The 18,282-nt window shown below is 71.7% G+C and carries 16 protein-coding genes; 10 read left to right on the plus strand and 6 right to left on the minus strand.

Annotation, left to right across the window (positions count from 1 at the left end):
* Positions 1 to 14: 14 nt before the first annotated feature.
* Complete coding sequence (locus ACFPZJ_RS21895) at positions 15 to 1,343, minus strand: M6 family metalloprotease domain-containing protein (protein ID WP_381024187.1); 1,329 nt, start codon at positions 1,341 to 1,343, stop codon at positions 15 to 17.
* 306 nt (positions 1,344 to 1,649) lie between these two features.
* Between ACFPZJ_RS21895 and ACFPZJ_RS21900 the strand changes: the two genes are divergently transcribed.
* Entirely contained in the window at positions 1,650 to 2,294 is a 645-nt protein-coding gene (locus ACFPZJ_RS21900) for a TetR/AcrR family transcriptional regulator (RefSeq protein ID WP_381024190.1), read from the plus strand.
* 187 nt (positions 2,295 to 2,481) lie between these two features.
* Positions 2,482 to 4,011: an MFS transporter gene (locus tag ACFPZJ_RS21905; RefSeq protein ID WP_381024192.1), complete on the plus strand. Its 1,530-nt coding sequence runs from the start codon at positions 2,482 to 2,484 to the stop codon at positions 4,009 to 4,011.
* A 151-nt stretch (positions 4,012 to 4,162) separates the two neighbouring features.
* On the opposite strand, the gene ACFPZJ_RS21910 is transcribed toward ACFPZJ_RS21905, so the two are convergent.
* Positions 4,163 to 4,699, minus strand: a complete 537-nt coding sequence (locus ACFPZJ_RS21910; RefSeq protein ID WP_381024194.1) for a MarR family winged helix-turn-helix transcriptional regulator — start codon at positions 4,697 to 4,699, stop codon at positions 4,163 to 4,165.
* 159 nt (positions 4,700 to 4,858) lie between these two features.
* Between ACFPZJ_RS21910 and ACFPZJ_RS21915 the strand changes: the two genes are divergently transcribed.
* The gene (locus ACFPZJ_RS21915) at positions 4,859 to 5,623 is read left to right on the plus strand and encodes a dioxygenase family protein (protein ID WP_381024660.1); all 765 of its coding nucleotides are present in this window, start codon (positions 4,859 to 4,861) and stop codon (positions 5,621 to 5,623) included.
* A 15-nt stretch (positions 5,624 to 5,638) separates the two neighbouring features.
* Here ACFPZJ_RS21915 and ACFPZJ_RS21920 read toward each other — a convergent pair whose 3' ends face one another.
* Positions 5,639 to 6,169: a GNAT family N-acetyltransferase gene (locus tag ACFPZJ_RS21920; protein WP_381024197.1), complete on the minus strand. Its 531-nt coding sequence runs from the start codon at positions 6,167 to 6,169 to the stop codon at positions 5,639 to 5,641.
* Positions 6,170 to 6,361: 192 nt separating this feature from the next.
* Here ACFPZJ_RS21920 and ACFPZJ_RS21925 point away from each other — a divergent pair, with 192 nt between their 5' ends.
* Positions 6,362 to 7,360 carry a sigma-70 family RNA polymerase sigma factor gene (locus ACFPZJ_RS21925; protein WP_381024199.1) on the plus strand — a complete coding sequence of 333 codons (999 nt, stop codon included), beginning with the start codon at positions 6,362 to 6,364 and terminating at the stop codon, positions 7,358 to 7,360.
* Positions 7,361 to 8,000: 640 nt separating this feature from the next.
* The gene (locus tag ACFPZJ_RS21930; RefSeq protein WP_381024201.1) at positions 8,001 to 8,768 is read left to right on the plus strand and encodes a TetR/AcrR family transcriptional regulator; all 768 of its coding nucleotides are present in this window, start codon (positions 8,001 to 8,003) and stop codon (positions 8,766 to 8,768) included.
* An 86-nt stretch (positions 8,769 to 8,854) separates the two neighbouring features.
* Here ACFPZJ_RS21930 and ACFPZJ_RS21935 read toward each other — a convergent pair whose 3' ends face one another.
* The gene (locus ACFPZJ_RS21935; RefSeq protein ID WP_381024203.1) at positions 8,855 to 9,838 is read right to left on the minus strand and encodes a helix-turn-helix transcriptional regulator; all 984 of its coding nucleotides are present in this window, start codon (positions 9,836 to 9,838) and stop codon (positions 8,855 to 8,857) included.
* A 97-nt stretch (positions 9,839 to 9,935) separates the two neighbouring features.
* Here ACFPZJ_RS21935 and ACFPZJ_RS21940 point away from each other — a divergent pair, with 97 nt between their 5' ends.
* The 5 genes from ACFPZJ_RS21940 to ACFPZJ_RS21960 all read left to right on the plus strand — a co-directional run bounded on the left by ACFPZJ_RS21940 (position 9,936) and on the right by ACFPZJ_RS21960 (position 16,015).
* The gene (locus ACFPZJ_RS21940; RefSeq protein WP_381024205.1) at positions 9,936 to 11,447 is read left to right on the plus strand and encodes an MFS transporter; all 1,512 of its coding nucleotides are present in this window, start codon (positions 9,936 to 9,938) and stop codon (positions 11,445 to 11,447) included.
* A 216-nt stretch (positions 11,448 to 11,663) separates the two neighbouring features.
* On the plus strand, positions 11,664 to 12,425 hold the full coding sequence (locus ACFPZJ_RS21945) for a DeoR/GlpR family DNA-binding transcription regulator (RefSeq protein WP_381024207.1): 762 nt from the start codon (positions 11,664 to 11,666) through the stop codon (positions 12,423 to 12,425).
* On the plus strand, positions 12,422 to 13,369 hold the full coding sequence (gene pfkB / locus ACFPZJ_RS21950) for a 1-phosphofructokinase (protein WP_381024209.1): 948 nt from the start codon (positions 12,422 to 12,424) through the stop codon (positions 13,367 to 13,369). The genes ACFPZJ_RS21945 and pfkB overlap by 4 nt, the downstream gene beginning before the upstream one ends.
* Before the next feature lie 235 nt (positions 13,370 to 13,604).
* Positions 13,605 to 15,647, plus strand: a complete 2,043-nt coding sequence (locus ACFPZJ_RS21955) for a PTS fructose transporter subunit IIABC (protein WP_381024211.1) — start codon at positions 13,605 to 13,607, stop codon at positions 15,645 to 15,647.
* A gap of 116 nt (positions 15,648 to 15,763) precedes the next feature.
* Entirely contained in the window at positions 15,764 to 16,015 is a 252-nt protein-coding gene (locus ACFPZJ_RS21960; protein WP_381024214.1) for a hypothetical protein, read from the plus strand.
* 48 nt (positions 16,016 to 16,063) lie between these two features.
* Here ACFPZJ_RS21960 and ACFPZJ_RS21965 read toward each other — a convergent pair whose 3' ends face one another.
* Both ACFPZJ_RS21965 and ACFPZJ_RS21970 read right to left on the minus strand, forming a co-directional pair.
* Complete coding sequence (locus ACFPZJ_RS21965) at positions 16,064 to 16,810, minus strand: DUF6227 family protein (protein ID WP_381024216.1); 747 nt, start codon at positions 16,808 to 16,810, stop codon at positions 16,064 to 16,066.
* Between the two features lie 184 nt (positions 16,811 to 16,994).
* The gene (locus tag ACFPZJ_RS21970; protein WP_381024219.1) at positions 16,995 to 18,218 is read right to left on the minus strand and encodes a L,D-transpeptidase; all 1,224 of its coding nucleotides are present in this window, start codon (positions 18,216 to 18,218) and stop codon (positions 16,995 to 16,997) included.
* Between the last annotated feature and the right edge of the window lie 64 nt (positions 18,219 to 18,282).

Consider the following 18,282-nt stretch of genomic DNA (forward strand, 5'->3'; position numbering starts at 1 on the left):
CCGGGCGACCCGCCCTACTCCCTCGTCACCCGCACCCGATACGACTGCTGCCCTCCTCGCACCCCATCGCCACCGCCGTCCCCGTCTTCATCTCCCTCCACCCCCACCACACTCACCCGAACCCCCCTGCCCGGGTCCGTGAACGTCTCGCCCGGGCGGAACGTCGCGTCGGAGAGTTCCGCGTGGACGTTGGGGCTGCGGGTGCAGCCGCCGCTGTCGCGCTGGGAGTCGTACACCGTCACCGGGCCCATACCCGTGTCGACGTCCGCGGCGACCCGGTAGATCAGCACGCCCGGCCGGCACACGCTCTCGTCGTTGCCCGCGCGGGTGCGCAGTTCGACGGCGTACGCGGTCGTCCGGTCCAGTGGTACGACGATCAGCTTCGAGCCGCCCGCCCGGGCCAGCGGCGTCAGTGTGTACTCCGTCGTCCCGCGCGCCGCCGCGCAGTGCACCTGGGGGGCGTCCAGCCAGCCCAGCTTCCACTTGTGCCACCCGAGCAGGTCGTTGTTGGCCCCCCAGTCCTCGCTCATGATGTCCCAGTGGCCGACCGCGCCCCCGCCTTCCTGGGTGTACAGGTCGGGCAGGCCGAAGACGTGGCCGTTCTCGTGGGGCAGGACGCGGTAGCCGGTGCGCTCGTAGGAGCCGGAGCCGTCGTCCTGGCGGGAGTAGACGAAGGAGGCGTTGGCCACCGGGACGCCGTCCGCGGTCGGGGCCTCCGGGTTTCCGGCGAAGGTGACGGACAGGACCGTGTCGAGGGCGGAGGGGCCCGCGTTGGGGGTCACCAGCACGTTCACGAGGTCGTACGCGCGGAAGTCCACCTTCGGGTCGGCCGCCGCGACGATGTCCTGGACGAGTTCCCGGTAGCCCGGGTCGAAGGGGGCCCCGCGCTCTATGCCGTACGCGCGGAAGGACTTGGGCATCCGCAGCCAGGTCGGGATCGGGGTCTCGGGGCGGTAGTCGAGGCGGCCGTAGGAGCTGGTGCGGAACCACTGGCGGGTCTGCGGGAAGAACTCCCGGAAACGGTGCAGGGCGCTGCCCTCGCCGCGCGCGTCGGAGAAGTCGATCATCAGGGTGAGGGCGCGGACGGTGCCGGTGGCGCGGGCGTAGCCGGTGGAGGTGGGTATGCCCTCCGACATCTGGACGTCCCTGTCGCCGCTGATCATGCAGGGGCCGTGCGCGGCCGAGCGTGCCACGGTGGCGGGGCCCGCGCCGGCCGCGGTGGTGCCGGGCGGGAGGTGCCCGGTGCCTGCCGAGCTGCTGACCGTGAAGGTCAGGGCGGTCGCCGAGGCCAGGGCGGCCACGCGGCGCGGGCGTATCCGACGGCTGCTCGGCGGCTGCTGCATGCGGGCACCCTCCGCTCCGTGGCAGCCGATGGTCGCCGGCTGCACCCCTGCGATCACACTGCGTCGACGGAATGGGGGGCGCGCGTTGGAGCGGACCGATCGTGGGTTTCCCGCGAGTAGGGGGTGTGACTCAGGTCACGGGAGTTCGTCGGCCGGGTGGGAAATAACCGGGGATCGATTCCCCGTTTAACCCAGCGTCCGACGAAACGGGGAGTCACTCCCCGGATCGCCGCCGGGCCGGCCTTCCGGCCGCAGCCGCTCAGGGCAGTCGGAGTCCAGCCGCCACCAGTCATCCAGGAGTACGCCGTGCAGACCGCCACCCCCGCGCCGCGCAAGGCGACCCGGCCGCGCGCCGACGCCCTGCGCAACCGGGAGCGGATCGTCACCGCCGCCCGGGAGATGTTCGTCGAGTACGGCCCCGAGGTGCCGCTCGACGAGATCGCCCGCAGGGCCGGCGTGGGCAACGCCACGGTGTACCGGAACTTCCCCGACCGCGATGCGCTGGTTGGCGAGGTCGTGTGCTCCGTCATGGAGCGTACGGCGCGGGCGGCCGAGCACGCGCTCGCGGAGACCGGGGACGCCTTCGGGGCGCTGGAGCGCTTCGTGCACGCCGCCGCCGACGAGCGGATCAGCGCGCTGTGCCCGATGATCTCCAGCACCTTCGACCGGCACCACCCGGACCTGGAGGCCGCGCGCGAACGGGTCGAGGGGCTCGTCGCCGAGGTCATGGACCGGGCCAGGGCGGCCGGGCAGTTGCGTCCCGACGTCGGCGTCGGTGACCTCCTGGTCGCCGTCGCCCAGCTCAGCCGGCCCCCGGCCGGTACGGAGTGCCTGAGCGCCGACCGCTTCGTCCACCGCCATCTTCAGCTGTTCCTGGACGGGATGCGGGCGCCGGCCCCGTCCGTCCTGCCGGGCACGGCCGTGACCCTGGAGGAGCTGCGGCAGTCCTGACCGATCAGTTCAGCGCGCCACCCCAGTCATCAGTCGGTCAGCAGCCGTCCAGCCGTCCAGCCACCGAGTCAAGCAGTCACCCGGTCACCCGGCGTCAGCCGTCTCCGTGACCGAGTCACCTGTCCGTTTCCGTTTTCCGTAACGACGTCCCGAATTTCCGTCACGAAGTCCCGAAGTGGGTACCCCCATGTCTGAAACAGCCGTAAAGGCACCAGGAGCCGTCGACCCGGGCCGCTGGAGAGCGCTCGTGTTCATCGCGCTCGCCCAGCTGATGGTCGTCCTGGACGCCACCATCGTGAACATCGCCCTGCCCTCCGCCCAGCAGGACCTCGGCATCTCCGACGGCAACCGCCAGTGGGTCGTCACGGCCTACGCGCTCGCCTTCGGCGGTCTGCTGCTGTTCGGCGGACGCATCGCCGACCTGTGGGGCCGCAAGCGCGCGTTCGTCGTCGGCCTGGCCGGTTTCGCCGCGGCCTCCGCACTGGGCGGCGCGGCCACCAACGAGGCCATGATGTTCGGCGCCCGCGCCCTGCAGGGCGCCTTCGGTGCCCTGCTCGCCCCGGCCGCGCTCTCGCTGCTCGCCGTGATGTTCACGGACGCCAAGGAGCGTGCGAAGGCGTTCGGCATCTACGGCGCGATCGCCGGTGGCGGCGGCGCCGTCGGCCTGATCCTCGGCGGCTTCCTCACCGAGTACCTGGACTGGCGCTGGACGTTCTTCGTGAACATCCCGTTCGCCGTGGTCGCCGCGGCCGGTGCCTGGTTCGTCATCCGTGAGCCGGAGGGCAGCCGCAACCGCTCGCCGCTCGACGTCCCCGGCGTCGTCCTGTCCACGCTCGGCCTGGTCGCCCTCGTCTACGGCTTCACCCGCGCCGAGTCCGAGGGCTGGAGCGACTCCGTCACCGTCACGATGTTCGTCGCGTCGGCGGTGCTGCTCGCTGCCTTCGTCGCCGTCGAGGCCAGGGTCAAGGCCCCGCTGCTGCCGCTGCGCGTGGTCACCGAGCGCAACCGCGGCGGGATCTACCTCTCCCTCGGCCTGGCGATCATCGCGATGTTCGGCCTGTTCCTCTTCCTGACCTACTACCTGCAGATCGTGAAGGGCTACTCGCCGGTCAGGACGGGCTTCGCCTTCCTGCCGATGATCGCGGGCATGATCACCGGTTCCACGCAGATCGGCACCCGCCTGATGACCCGGGTCGCGCCGCGCCTGCTGATGGGCCCCGGCTTCCTGGTCGCCGCGCTCGGCATGCTGCTGCTGACCCAGCTGGAGACCGACTCCTCGTACGCGGCCCTGCTGCTGCCGTCGATGCTGCTGCTCGGCCTCGGCATGGGTACGGCGTTCATGCCGGCCATGTCCCTGGCCACCCAGGGCGTCGAGCCGCGGGACGCCGGTGTCGCCTCCGCGATGGTCAACACCTCGCAGCAGGTGGGCGGCGCGATCGGCACGGCCCTGCTGAACACGATCGCCGCCTCCGCGACCGCGTCCTACATCGCCGACCACATGGCCGGGGCGACCAGCCGGTCCCAGCAGCAGCTGGTCCAGCTGGAGGGCATGGTGGAGGGCTACACCAGCGCGATCTGGTTCGCCGTCGGCATCCTCGTCGTGGCCGCGGCCATCGCCCTGACCTTCGTCAACGCCGGCCGTCCGGGCGGTACGACGGTGACCGGCTCCGCCGAGACCGTCGAGGACGAGGTGCCCGTCCCGGTCGTCGCCCACTGAGCCGACGCCGACCGGCGGCAGCCGTCGCGTCGTACCGCTCGCCGTACGCGCCGCGCGCTGTGCGTCGTACCCCTTCGGCGCCGTACGGACGGGGAGGGGACGCCTCGTCCGTACGGTCCTCAGGACCTGTCCCGGCTGTGCCGATGAGCGGTCAGCGGAGCCAGGGCAGGTCCGCGCCCGCTTCGTCGGGCTGGAGTCCCTCGGCGATGATCCGCATGATCTCGCCGAGGGACTTCTGCTGTTCCGGGGTGAGCCGGCTGAAGACCGCGTGGCGTACGAGCGCCACATGGCCCGGCGCGGAGCGCCGCAGCACCTGGTGGCCCTCGTCGGTCAGCACCGCGAACTGGCCGCGCTTGTCGGAGGGGCAGTCCTCGCGCCGCACCCAGCCGTTCTTCTCCAGGCGCGCCACGGCGTGCGACAGCCGGGAGCGGGTGATCTTCGCGTGCATCGCCAGCTCCGTCATCCGCAGTCGGCGGTGCGGCGACTCGGCGAGCTTGACCAGCAGGCCGTAGTAGATGTGCGGCATGCCCGCGTCCCGCTGGAGCTGGCGGTCCATGTGGTCCTCGAGCAGGGTGGTGGCCTCGATGTACGAGCGCCAGACCCGCTGCTCCTCGTCACTGAGCCAGCGGGTCTCCTCGGCCGGTGGCGGGTCGGGGACCGGTGCGGGTGCGGATGAGGGTGCCTTCATGTTCTCCACTTCTCCACTGTACGGCTCCTTGAATATTAAATAAATGGGGCGTACAGTCGGTTTTGCAAGAGAAGCTTGAGGATTCAAGCTCGGTGGAAGCATGTCCCGGAGGGAGCCGCCACCATGTCCGCCGCCCTGTCCGCCACCCCACAGGTGCGCATGCCCGCCCTGTACCTCAGCCACGGCGCACCGCCGCTGGCGGACGACCCGGTCTGGCCCGGTGAGCTCGCCGCCTGGTCCGCCGGTCTGCCGCGCCCGAAGGCGATCCTGATGGTCTCCGCCCACTGGGAGGAGGCCCCGCTGGCCCTCGGCGCCACCGAGACCGTCCCGCTCGTCTACGACTTCTGGGGCTTCCCCGAGCACTACTACCGCGTGACGTACGAGGCCCCGGGCGCGCCGGAACTCGCCGAGTCCGTGCGCAAACTGCTGCGCGCCCCCGGCATGCCCGTGCAGGACATCCCGGACCGCGGTCTCGACCACGGCGCCTACGTGCCGCTCGTCGAGATGTACCCCGAGGCCGACGTCCCGGTGCTGCAGATCTCCCTGCCGACCCTGGACCCGGTGCGGCTCATGGAGATCGGCCGGAAACTGTCGCCGCTGCGCGACGAGGGCGTACTGATCGTCGGCTCCGGCTTCTTCACCCACAACCTGGCCGCGCTGCGGCACGGCGGCGGGGTGCCCTCCTGGTCGGCCGAGTTCGACGACTGGGGCCGGCGGGCGCTGGAGGCCGGCGACGTGGACGCGCTGCTGGACTTCACCCGCAAGTCCCCGGCGGGCCTGCTCGCCCACCCGCGCACCGAACACTTCGCGCCGCTGTTCGTGACCATGGGCGCGGCGGACGCGGCCGGGGAGCTGGACCTGCGGAAATCGTTGATCGACGGCTTCTGGATGGGCCTGGCGAAGCGGTCGGTACAGTTCGGCTGAGCCGGGCGGCGCCCCTCACAGTTCCTTCTCGTACCAGGCCACGTCCCAGTACCGGCCGAACTTGCGGCCCACCTCGCGGTACGTCCCCACGTACCGGAAGCCGAAGCGCTCGTGCAGCCGCGCCGACGCCTCGTTCGGCTGCGCGATGCCCGCGTAGGCGCGGTGCAGGTCCTCGCCCGCCAGGGCCTCGAAGAGGGCCTTGTACAGGAGTGTGCCGACGCCCCGGCGGCCGGCGTCCGGGGCGACGTAGACCGACGTCTCCACGGAGGTGGCGTACGCGGGCTTCGCCCGGAAGGGGCTGGACGTGGCGTAGCCCAGGACCTTCCGTGTGTCCGTGTCCGTATCCGCGCCCGTGGCAACCATCAGCCGGTACGGGCCGTCTTCAAGGTGGGAGAGCAGCCACGGGCGGCGCTCCTCCGGAGCGAAGATCGCGGTGTCGAATGTGATCGCCGTCTCACGTACGTAGTGGTTGTAGAGGTCGGTGAGGGCTTGGAGGTCCTCCTCGGTCCCCGGTCTGACCTGGACCTCCGCACGCTCCGACAGCATCACGCCTCCTCTGTGGCGGCACAGGGTACTGCATGATCAGAAAAATTGAGGGACGGGTTGGGAATTCTGTCCGGATTCCAGTCGTTGTTTCCCACGGATGCAGGGCACTCGGCCAGAGTCCGGAGGGACCTGACAAGAGCGCTGAGCGTCTGAAGGACCACCCGCTGACCTCACCATCGCAAGGGAGCACGCATGGCAACCCGTGCCGTCGCCCGTCGTCAGTCCGCCACCGGCGAGACGGCCGACGCGGCAAGCAGTGTTCGCGCCCATGGCGGCGAGATCGCCGACCGCGACCTGGTCGGCATGTACCTCGACGAGATCGCGCGTACACCGCTGCTCGACGCCGCCAAGGAGGTCGAGCTGTCCCAGGTCATCGAGGCGGGTGTGTTCGCGCGGCAGATCCTCGACGGGTACGAGGAGACGAAGGCGGACGCCACCCGTGAGGAGCTGGAGGCCCTGGTCGCCGAGGGGGAGCGGGCCAAGGAGATCTTCATCCGCTCCAACCTCCGCCTGGTCGTCGCCGTCGCGCGCCGCTACCCCCGCAGCGGTCTGCCGCTCCTCGACCTGATCCAGGAGGGCAACGCCGGCCTGGTCCGCGCGGTCGAGAAGTTCGACTACCGCAAGGGCTTCAAGTTCTCCACGTACGCGACGTGGTGGATCCGCCAGGCCATCACGCGGTCGATAGCCGACCAGTCCCGCACCATCCGCCTGCCCGTCCACCTGGTGGAGGAGCTGGGCCGGATCCGGCGCGTGCAGCGTGAGTTCAACCGCGAGAACGGCCGGGACCCGGAGCCGACGGAGATCGCCGCCGAGCTCGGCTCGACGCCGGAGCGCGTCATCGACGTGCTGGACTGGGCCCGTGACCCGGTCTCGCTGAACATGTCGGTGGACGACGAGGGCGAGACGCAGTTCGGCGACCTGCTGGAGGACACGTCGGCGGTGTCGCCCGAGCAGTCGGTGCTGACGCTGCTGCGCAGCGAGGAGCTGGACGACCTCATCGGCCGCCTCGACCAGCGCACGGCCTCCATCATCAAGATGCGGTACGGCATCGAGGACGGCCGTGAGCGCACGCTGACCGAGGTCGGCAAGGAGCACGGTCTGACCCGCGAGCGCATCCGCCAGATCGAGAAGCACGCGCTGCTGGAGCTGAAGAAGCTGGCGCGCGACACGGGGTTCGACGCGGCGGCGTGAGCGCGAGCCCGTCCGGACGGCGGCGGATGCGGGTGTCCGTCGATCCGCGGGGCGGAGGCGGTGCCTCCCGTTGATCCGCGCGGCGGACGCCTTCCGTGCGCGCCGGGCTGCCGTCCGGCCGGGGTGCCATATGGCCGGGGTGCCGTACGGCCAGGGTGTCTACCGGCGCGTTCCTCGTGCCGGGCCGCCTGTGATTCGTGAGCTGTGCCCGGCCTGTTGAGAGCCTGCAGCTGCGCCAGCGGGAGGTGCGGGCGACGGGCCGGCGGGTGTCGGCCGGCCGGTGCCGGCGGGCGTCGGTGCGGTCGGTGTGCGCCTGGAGGCAGGCGCGTACGCCGGGTGGCGCGAGACCGCGCAAACATGGCGATGTAACGCCGCTTCAAGTGCCAAGGCCCTGGGAACAAGCATTCAGGGCCCAGGAGTTCGGGCCCGGGGCCACATCCCCGGGAAACCCTGGTCCCCCTGAGCCACGTCCCGTCGCACTCCCCCCGGCGCCGGGACTCTCCCGAGCCGGGCTTCGGCGCCTTCCCCCCGGGCGCCGGAGCCCGGCCGTCTCCTTCTGGAGGGCGGGTCACCCCGAACCTGAACCCCGGGGTGGCCCGCCGGATGACAGATTGTGCCACAACGGCATAGCCTGCCGAACGTGAGCAGCACCACCCCGTCTCCCACCCCTCCGCACCCCCCGAAACAGCCGGTCTCGCTGACCGAGCGGCGGAAGGCGGAGACCCGTATGGCGATCGCCCGTGCGGCGGCCGGCCTCTTCGTACGGCACGGTCTGCGGGCCACCCGCGCCGAGGACATCGCACAGGCCGCCGGCGTCGCCCCGCGCACCTTCTACCGGTACTTCGCCACGAAGGAGGAGGCGGTGGCCCCCCTCTACGCGGCAGGTGCCCGGCGCTGGGTGGAGGCGGTGCGCACCGCCCCGCCCGGAGCCACGGTCCCGCAGGCCCTGGAAGCGGCCGTCCGTCACACCCTGTCCCCCGGGCTCGGGGTGTCGGTGTCCTCCTGGGAGTGGGTCCGCACCCTGATCCGTCTGGCCATGGAGAACCCCTCCCTGCGGAAGGTGTGGGCGGAGGTGTGCCAGGACACCGAGCGCGAACTGGCCGACGCGCTGTCGAGTCGGTTGACGGCGTTGACGAGTGGTCAGATGACAGGGGCTCAACTGCCTGACGGGAACCGTGACAACGTTGCCGGGAGCACCGCCGAGAGCATCGCCGCGCCCGCCGTGCCGCCCCGTCTGCACTTCGCCGCGGCCGTCGCGAGCGCCGCAGTCCGTGTGGCGGTGGAGGACTGGGCGGCCGAGGACACCCCGGCGACGGGGCCGCGGGGCCCGGTGGAACGGGCCCTGGGAAACCTGGCCGCGCTGCGGGACTTTCCGTGGCGGGACCTGGGCGCCCCCACGACGGGCTGATCCTCACATCGTGGCGTCGCCTCTCGGCCGCCCGGGACCTGAGCTCTTCGCCGCCGGCACCTCCGCGATCCGCCGCCCCCGGCGCCTCAGCCCTCCGCCGCCCGGGCTCCCTCCGCCGCTCTGCTCAACCGGGCCCCCAACTCCCTGACGCACCGCACGAGTTCCTCGGGCTCCCGTACCGTGAAGTCGTACCCGAGCATCGCCAGGCGGACCGCCAGCCACTCCAGGTGGTCCGTGACCGTGGCCCGCAGTCGGCACCTGTGGTCGTCGACCGGCTCGGGGCTGCCGAGCCAGCCGGGCAGGCGGGTCGCGACGGCCTCGGCGGGGGCGGCGAAGGCGACGTCGACGTCGTACGTCTCCTGCCGGCGCTGCATCGACTGCCGCAAGTACTCCGCGGCGCTTCCCGTCGGCAGTTCCCGCGGGGCGAACCGCGCCCCTGTCGCGAACGGCTCGCTCACCCGGTCGACGCGGAACGTGCGCCAGTCGGCGCGGTCGAGGTCGTACGCGACGAGGTACCAGCGGCGGCCCGTCGACACGAGCCGGTACGGCTCGACGACCCGCCGCGTGTCCGTCCCGTCGGCCGCGCGGTAGGCGAACCGCAACCGCTCCCGCCCGGCCACCGTGGAGGCCATCACGGTCAGCGTCTCCGGCGCGATGCTCGGGCCGTCTCCGCTGGTCAGCGGGGTCGTCGCGGCTTGGAGGGTGGCGACCCGGTGACGCAGCCGGCCGGGCAGCACCTGTTCCAGCTTGGCCAGGGCGCGCACCGACGCCTCGTCCACGCCCTCCACCGCGTGGCCCGCGCCGGCGCGCAGGCCGACCGCGATGGCGACGGCCTCCTCGTCGTCGAGGACGAGCGGCGGCATGGCCTTGCCCGCGACGAGCCGGTACCCGCCGTCGGCGCCCTTGGTGGCCTGCACCGGGTAGCCGAGTTCGCGCAGCCGGTCGATGTCGCGGCGGACCGTGCGCCGGGAGACGCCGAGGCGGTCGGCGAGCTCGCCGCCGGGCCACTCGCGGGGCGTCTGGAGGAGGGAGAGCAGCTGGAGCAGCCGGGCCGGGGTGTCCGTCGTCATGGGGCCGTCCCCTTGCTGCGCGTGTCCGTCGTCATGGACCGGAGCATGCCCGATCACTAGGACATGATCTGACCTATATGGCTTCTAGCTTTACGGCATGACCACCCAAACCCCTGTGCGCAAGCCGGACGCCGCTCCCGACCGGCGCCGCTGGTTCGCCCTCGCGATCGTGATGACGGCGGCCTTCATGGACCTCGTCGACGTCACCATCGTCAACATCGCCCTGCCGTCGATCCGGCGTGAGGAGGGCGCCACCTTCAGCCAGATCCAGTGGATCACCGCGGGGTACGCCCTCGCCTTCGCCGCCGGTCTCATCACCGGCGGGCGGCTCGGCGACATCCACGGCCGCAAGCGGGTGTTCCTCGTCGGCATCGGCGGCTTCACCGTCGCCTCGGCGCTGTGCGGCCTCGCCGTGAACCCGGAGATGCTGGTCGCCTCCCGCCTGCTCCAGGGCGGTATGGCGGCGCTGATGGTGCCGCAGGTGCTGGCGATCGTGCACGCCACCTTCCCGGCGCACGAGCGGGGCAAGGTGTTCGGGCTGTTCGGCGCGATCGTCGGGCTGGGGGCGGTTTCCGGTCCGCTCCTCGGCGCGCTGCTGACCGAGTGGGACCTGTTCGGGCTGGGCTGGCGGCCCATCTTCCTCATCAACCTGCCCGTCGGTGTCGCGGGCCTGGTTCTCGGCGCCCGCTTCATCACCGAGTCCAAGGCGCCGAAGGCCCTGAAGCTGGACCTGGTGGGCGTCGCGCTGGTGACGCTGGGCCTGCTGATGCTGCTCTACCCGCTCACCCGCGGCCACGAGCTGGACTGGCCGCTGTGGGGTCATGTCTCGATGGCCGGCTCGCTCGCCGTCCTCGCGGCGCTGGTGGCGTACGAGCGGCGCAAGGGCGCGCGGGACGGCTCCCCGCTGATCGAGCTGTCGCTGTTCAGGGTGAAGAGCTTCGCGGCCGGGATCGCCGTCCAGACCGTCTTCGGGATCGGGCTCGGCGTCTTCTTCCTGGTGTGGACGCTGTACATGCAGGAGGGCCTGGGCTGGAGCCCGCTCAGGGCGGGGCTGACCGGTGTGCCCTTCTCGATCGCGGTGTCGGTGGCGGCCGGGCTGTCGGTGCAGAAGCTGGTGCCGCGTTTCGGGCGCAAGGTGCTCCAGGCCGGGGCGCTGGTCATGGGGGCCGGAGTCCTGCTCTACCTGTGGGAGTCCGAGCGGTACGGCCTCGGCATCGAACCCTGGCAGATGGCGCTGCCGCTGGTCGTGATGGGCGGGGGCATGGGGCTGATCTTCGCGCCGCTGACCGACGCGATCCTGTCCGAGGTGCCGCGGGCGCACGCCGGGTCGGCGTCCGGGCTGATCAGCACGGTGCAGCAGATGGGCAACGCGCTGGGGCTCGGGCTGGTGTCGGTGGTGTTCTTCGGAGTGATGGGCGACACCCTGCGCCCGTCCGAGGTGGGCCCGGCCTTCGTGGACGCCTTCCAGTACGCGCTGGGCTGGGTGGCCGCCGTGATGGGTGCGATCTTCCTGCTGATGTTCGCGCTGCCGAAGCGGCCGGCCCAGCACGTCGAGGGCGCCGGCGAGGAGGTCCGGGCGGCGGAGCGGGAGCCCGAACTGGTCTCCTGACGTCCCCCACCTCGTCTCCTGGTCTCCTGGAGCACCGGACACGGAAGGGGCCCGGCACCTCGCGTGCCGGGCATGAGGCGTTCGGTCACAGAGAAACGGACGCATCCGGAAGCCCGATCATGCCCGATTGAGCCCGAAGCTGTTTACTTTCTGGAAATCCAGGCGTAGCCTCCCGCCTAAACCACACGTTCGGGCACAGGTCGGAGGTGAACGGACATGTACGCACCGGAGCGCCAACAGGAGATCCTCCGGCTCGCCCGCGACAGCGGGCGGGTGGACGTCGTGTCGCTGGCCGAGGAGTTCCAGGTCACCGCGGAGACGATCCGCCGCGACCTGAAGGCCCTCGACCGCGCCGGGCTCGTCCGCCGGGTGCACGGCGGCGCCATACCGGTCGGACGCCTCGACTTCGAGCCGGACCTCGCCGAGCGCGAGTCGACCGCCGCCGACGAGAAGGACCGCATCGCCAAAGCGGCCCTGGCGGAACTGCCGACCGAGGGCACGATGATCCTCGACGCCGGTACCACGGTGGCCCGGCTGGCCGCCGCCCTGCCGCTGGAGACCTCGCTGACCGTCGTCACGCACAGCCTGCCCATCGCGGCCCGCCTCGCCGACCACCCCGGCATCCAGCTCCACCTGGTCGGTGGGCGCGTACGGCACCGCACCCGCGCCGCCGTGGACGCCTGGGCGCTGCGCGCGTACGGCGAGATCCGCGCCGACGTGCTGTTCGTCGCGGCCAACGGTTTCTCCGCCGAGCACGGCCTGACCACCCCCGACCTCGCCGAGGCGGCCGTCAAGCGGGCGGCCGTGGCCGCCGCCCGTCGCGTGGTGCTGCTCGCCGACTCCTCCAAGCACGGCCAGGAGCACTTCGCCCGCTTCGGCGACCTGAGCGATGTGGACCTGCTGATCACCGACAGCGGGCTGAGCCCCGAAGACACCGTCGCCATCGAGCGCGGCGGCACGGAAGTAGTGCGCGCATGATCCTCACCGTCACCCCGAACCCGTCGCTGGACCGCACCTACGAGGTCCCCTCGCTCGACCGCGGCGAGGTCATCCGCGCCACCGGCGAGCGCATGGACCCGGGCGGCAAGGGCGTGAACGTCTCACGGGCCGTCGCCGCCGCCGGGCAGCGCACGGTCGCCGTGCTGCCGCTGGGCGGAGCGCCGGGCGCGGTCGTCGCCGACCTGCTCGACGCGCAGGGCATCGAGGTCGCGCCGGTCCCGGTCGCCGGAGCCACCCGCTCCAACATCGCGCTCGCGGAGGCCGACGGGGTCCTCACGAAGATCAACGCGCCCGGGCCGGAGCTGTCGGCGGCCGAGCAGGAACTGCTGCTGGAGACCGTGCGGCAGCAGTCCCGGGACGCCTCCTGGATCGCCTGCTGCGGCAGCCTGCCGCGCGGACTCGCCCCGTCCTGGTACGCCGCACTGGTCGCCCGCGCGCACGCCGCCGGTGCCCGTATCGCGCTGGACACCTCCGGGCCCGCCCTCCTCGAGGCGCTGCGCGAGCGGCCCGACGTGGTCAAGCCGAACGCCGAGGAACTCGCCGAGGCCGTCGGCCGCCCCCTTTCCACCGTGGGCGACGCCGTGAAGGCGGCGGAGGAGCTGCGCGAGATGGGCGCCCGGGTCGTCCTCGCGAGCCTCGGCGCCGACGGCCAGCTGCTCGTGGACGACGCCGGCGCCTGGTACGGCACCGCGCGCGTCGACGCCGTCCGCAGCAATGTCGGGGCCGGTGACTCCTCCCTCGCCGGTTTCCTGATCGCCGGCGGCCGCGGCCCCGAGGCCCTGGCCTCGGCGGTGGCGCACGGCGCGGCGGCCGTGCAGCTGCCCGGCAGTGTCATGCCGACGCCGTCCGACCTGGACCCCGCGGCGGTGACGGTCACGGCGCAGGTGCCGGTGGACCGCGTACTGAAGGAGCCGGTGACATGACGTATCCCACGCTTGTCCGTATTGGTCCGCTTCTTGCCGAACCGGCCGACAAGCGGCGAAGCTCACCGTTACTCGCCGCCTCCGACGGACGGCAGGGCAACCTGAGCCGCTCTGCCGCCCGGGGAAGGCGGGGGTTCCCCGGCCCCGCCTTGCCCACCCCGACCCCCCACCGCACCCCCGTCCCCACTTCCGCCCACCCCACTCCCCGGGCGATACGCGTGCTAAGGAGCCCGCGATGAGCGACATGATCACCGCGGACCTGGTCGACCTCGACCTGTCCGCCGATACCAAGGAAGCGGCGGCGCGTGCCCTCGCCGAGCGCATGGTGGCCCTGGGCCGGGTGACCGACCTGGAGGGCTTCCTCGCCGACGTGGCCGCCCGCGAGGCACAGATGCCCACCGGCCTTGACGGCGGCATCGGCATCCCGCACTGCCGCAGCGCACACGTCACCGAGCCGACCCTGGCCTTCGGCCGCAGCGCGAACGGCATCGACTTCGGCGCGGCGGACGGCCCCGCCGACCTGATCTTCCTGATCGCCGCGCCGGCCGGCGCCGACGACGCCCACCTGACGATCCTGTCGTCGCTGGCCCGGCAGCTGATGAACGCCGAGTTCACCGACGCCCTGCGCTCGGTGGGAGACGCGGCGGCAGCGGCGGCGCTGATCCGGGGCGAGGAGCTTGAGGCATCGGGTTCCGGAGCCTCCGAAGACACCGTGGCGTCGGCGGAAGCGGCCTCTTCCGCCGCCGCCACGGCCACCACCGAGACGCCCGAGGCCCGGCGCCCGTTCCGGATCGTGGCCGTCACCTCCTGCCCGACCGGCATCGCCCACACCTACATGGCCGCCGAGTCGCTGGAGAACGCGGGCCGCGATGCGGGCGTCGAGATCGTCGTCGAGACGCAGGGCTCGGCCGGCTTCACCCGGCTCGACCCGGCCGTGATCGCGGCGGCCGACGGCGTGATCTTCGCGCACGACGTCTCGGTTCGGGAGAAGGACCGGTTCGCCGGGAAGCCGACCGTGGACACCGGGGTGAAGGCGGCCATCAACCGGCCCGCCGAACTGATCGCCGAGGTCCGTGCCAAGGCCGAACGCGGCGAGGTCACCGCCGCCGCCAGGCCCGGCACCCCCGTCGAACGCGCCGGCGAGCCCGGCGAGGGCTACGGAACCAAGCTGCGCAAGTGGCTGATGTCCGGCGTCAGTTACATGGTCCCCTTCGTCGCGGCCGGTGGTCTGCTGATCGCCCTCGGCTTCGCCATCGGCGGCTACCAGATCAACGAGGCCAAGTCGGTCACCGAGCACTTCGACTGGGGCCAGGTCGACAGCTGGGGCGCCCTGCTGTTCCAGATCGGCGCTGCCGCCTTCGGGTTCCTCGTCCCGGTCCTCGCCGGATACATCGCCTACGGCATGGCCGACCGGCCCGGTCTCGTGCCCGGCTTCGTCGGCGGCGCGATCTCGGTGACGATCGGCGCCGGCTTCCTCGGTGGCCTGGTCGCGGGTCTCATCGCCGGTGGTGTGGTCCTCGGCATCCAGCGGCTCACCATCCCGCCGGTGCTGCGCGGCATCATGCCGGTGGTGGTGATCCCGCTGGTCTCCTCGGCGGTCGTCGGGTTCCTGATGTTCGTGGTGATCGGCAAGCCGATCTCCGAGGCGCAGAAGGGCCTGACCGACTGGCTCAGCGGCCTGTCCGGTGCCAACGCCATCCTGCTCGGCGTGCTGCTCGGCCTCATGATGTGCTTCGACCTCGGCGGCCCGGTCAACAAGGTCGCCTACACCTTCGCCACGGCCGGCATCTCGGTCGCCGCCCCGAGCGACTCGGCCATGAAGATCATGGCCGCGGTGATGGCCGCCGGAATGGTCCCGCCGCTGGGCATGGCCCTGGCCACGACCGTCCGCAAGAAGCTGTTCACCGCCGCCGAACGCGAGAACGGCAAGGCGGCCTGGGTGCTCGGCGCGTCCTTCATCTCCGAGGGCGCGATCCCGTTCGCCGCCGCCGACCCGCTGCGGGTCATCCCCGCCTCCATGGCGGGCGGCGCGGTCACCGGCGCCCTGACCATGGCCTTCGGCTCGACCCTGCGGGCCCCGCACGGTGGCATCTGGGTCACCTTCCTGATCGGCAAGCCGTTCCTGTACCTGCTGGCCATCGCGGCCGGCACGGCGGTCACGGCCGGTCTGGTCATCGTCCTGAAGGGCATGCGCAAGACCCAGCCGGGCGCCGCGGTCGCGGGCACCCCGGACGACCGGGCCGCCCCGGCGGAGAAGAAGCAGCCGGTGGCGGCGTAGAACGGCGACAGTCCGCCCCTTTGTGCGGGTGTGAGCCGTTCACGTCGGCTGCGAGATAGATCACGATCATCACGGTCCGGGGCCACGGCCCCGGACCGTGGTGTGTACTGGGGCACATGTCTGAGCACGACTCGATCCTGCAGCTGACGGGCGTGGTCCTCCTCGCCCTGGCGACCGGGGCCTGGACGGTCGGCCTGATCCGTGTCCTGCGCCGCGGCCGTGCCGAGGCCTCCTGGCCCGCCACCGACCGCCTGCCCGGCCTGCCCCGGCAGCAGGGCGCGGGCCCCGGCGTGGAGGCCGTCGAACTGACCCCGGCGGAGCGGGCCGCCTTCACGGGCCTGGTGCGGCGGTTCGGCGAAGGTCACTGAGCCCCGGGCCGACGCGCCGGGAGAGCGGTGTGTCGGGAGAGCGGTGTGTCAGGAGACCTGCGCCGCTCGCCGCTCCATCGCCTGCCGTGCCGCGTCCTCGGTGACGTACACCTCGCACATGTGCCGTCCGTCGGGGGTGGCCGTGTGCTCGACCTCCCAGAGGGAGACCTCGCTGCCGTCGCGCAGCAGGAACGCGTGCTCGTAGAGCGAGAAGCACCGTCCGGCCCGTCCCGCCCGGCTCGGGCGGCCGAAGGCCTGGGTGATCCGGTGCGCACATGCCGTGGCCAGCAACGCGGCCATGTCGGCGCCCGGCCCGTCCGGGTTCTCCGCTCGGCGCAGTAACCGGCGCGCGTGGTCCGCCGAGTCGTCGGGCACGTAGACGTGCCGGGGCGGGAGGACCGGCGACAGCTGCACCGTGACCGGCAGTTCGAAGTCCGGCGCGTCCGGCGGCAGCGGCAGCCGGGCGGTGGCGGCGCGCAGCTCCTCCTCGTCGGCGTACACCTCGTGCTGCGGCTCACTGCCCGGCGCGGTGTTGTGCACGAGCTCCCACAGGGTGAGCCACGAGCCGTCGGCCAGCAGCCAGGTGTGCCGGTACGTCTCCCGGTGCAGCCCCGCGCTGTGGTGCGCGGAGTGCAGCGAACTGTCGCACGCCAGCGCGCAGTCCAGCCGCCCTATCGTCTCGTCGGGCAGCTCGAAGGAGTTCAGCGCGCGGCCGAGGAGTCGCGCGAGGTGCTCCTCCGGAGACTCGGGCGAGTCGGGGGCTTCGTACGCTGCCGTCTCGTACGGAACGCTCAAGGTTTCTCCCGGCGTTGCTGCATGTCACCTTGTGGGTGCATACCGTAGCCCCTCGGTCGGACATCATGTCCGGGAACCGAGAAAACGTACGCATGGAAAACGCGCGGGCCGCGCGGAACGTTCCCGCGCGGCCCGGAAAGTCGTCAGAGACCGCTGCTCAGACGATGGTTCAGTGGTTCAGGGTTCAGGTGGCGCTTCCGGCGACCCACTGGCTCCACGGCATGTTCCATCCGTTGAGCCCGTTGTCCGGCGCCACCGTCTTGTCGGGGGAGTTCTTGACGGTCACCACGTCCCCGATGAGGGAGTTGTCGTAGAACCACTTGGCGGGTGTGGCGCCCCGCGCCCCCTCCACGTCCTGCAACCCCACGCAGCCGTGGCTGGTGCCCTCACGGCCGAAGGGCGGATTGCCCTTGTCGTACCAGAAGTTGCCGTGGATGAAGGTGCCGGACGTCGTCAGACGCATCGCGTGCGGGACGTTCGGGATGTCGTACTCGCCGCCCAGGCCGACGGTCCGGCTGTTCATCCGGGTCTGCACGAACTTCTCGGAGATCACCATCTGCCCGTTGTACGTCGTGTACTTCGCGCTGCCGGTCGACACCGGGATCGTCTTGATGGTCCTGCCGTCCCGCACCACCGTCATGGTCTGCGTGGCGGCGTCGACCGTGGAGACCTGCGAGCGCCCGACGGTGAAGGTGACCGTCTTCTGCTGCGCCCCGTAGACGCCGTTCGTGCCCTCGACGCCGTCCAGGTCGATCTTCATCGTGACCTTGGAGCCGGCCTTCCAGTACTCCTCGGGCCGGAAGTCCAGCCGCTGCGCGCCGAACCAGTGCCCGACCACCTTCTGGCCGCTGCTGGAGGTGACCGTGATGTGCGACTGCACGGCCTTCTTGTCGGTGATCGCCCTGTCGAAGGTGAACGACACCGGCATCCCGACACCGACCGTTGTGCCGTTGTCCGGCGTGTACGTCCCGATGAAGCTGTTCGCCGAGGTGACGGTCGTGAAGATGGAGTTGGCGGCGGCCGGGCGGCCATCGGCGTCCTTCGCGGTCGCTGATATCTCGTACTTCGTGCCGCGCTCCAGCTGCTCCTTCGGCTTCCAGACGGTGCCGTTCGCGGATATCGCCCCCGGTACGGCCTGGCGCGTGCCCGCCACCGTCATCCTCACCTCGGTCAGCCGGCCGTCGCTGACCTTCACGCCGGTCGTGTTGATGGAAGCGCCGGTCGAGCCGTCCTTCGCCGAGATGGCGATCTTCGCCACGGAGGTCTTGGGGGAGGAGGCCTTGCCGTCGCCCCGGTCGTCGTTCTTGGCGTTGGCGCTGCCACCGCAGGCGGTGAGAGTCAGGGCGCCGACCACCAGGACGGCACAGGCCCCCAGTGCGCGCCGCGCTGCAATGTCCGGCGTTGTCACGGGCTGCTCCAGTTCGTGTGATGCGCGTGGTCCGTTCCAGTACGTGGAGGAAGAGGGACGGGGC

Source organism: Streptomyces bullii, from assembly GCF_042657145.1.
Classification (GTDB): Bacteria; Actinomycetota; Actinomycetes; order Streptomycetales; family Streptomycetaceae; genus Streptomyces; species Streptomyces bullii.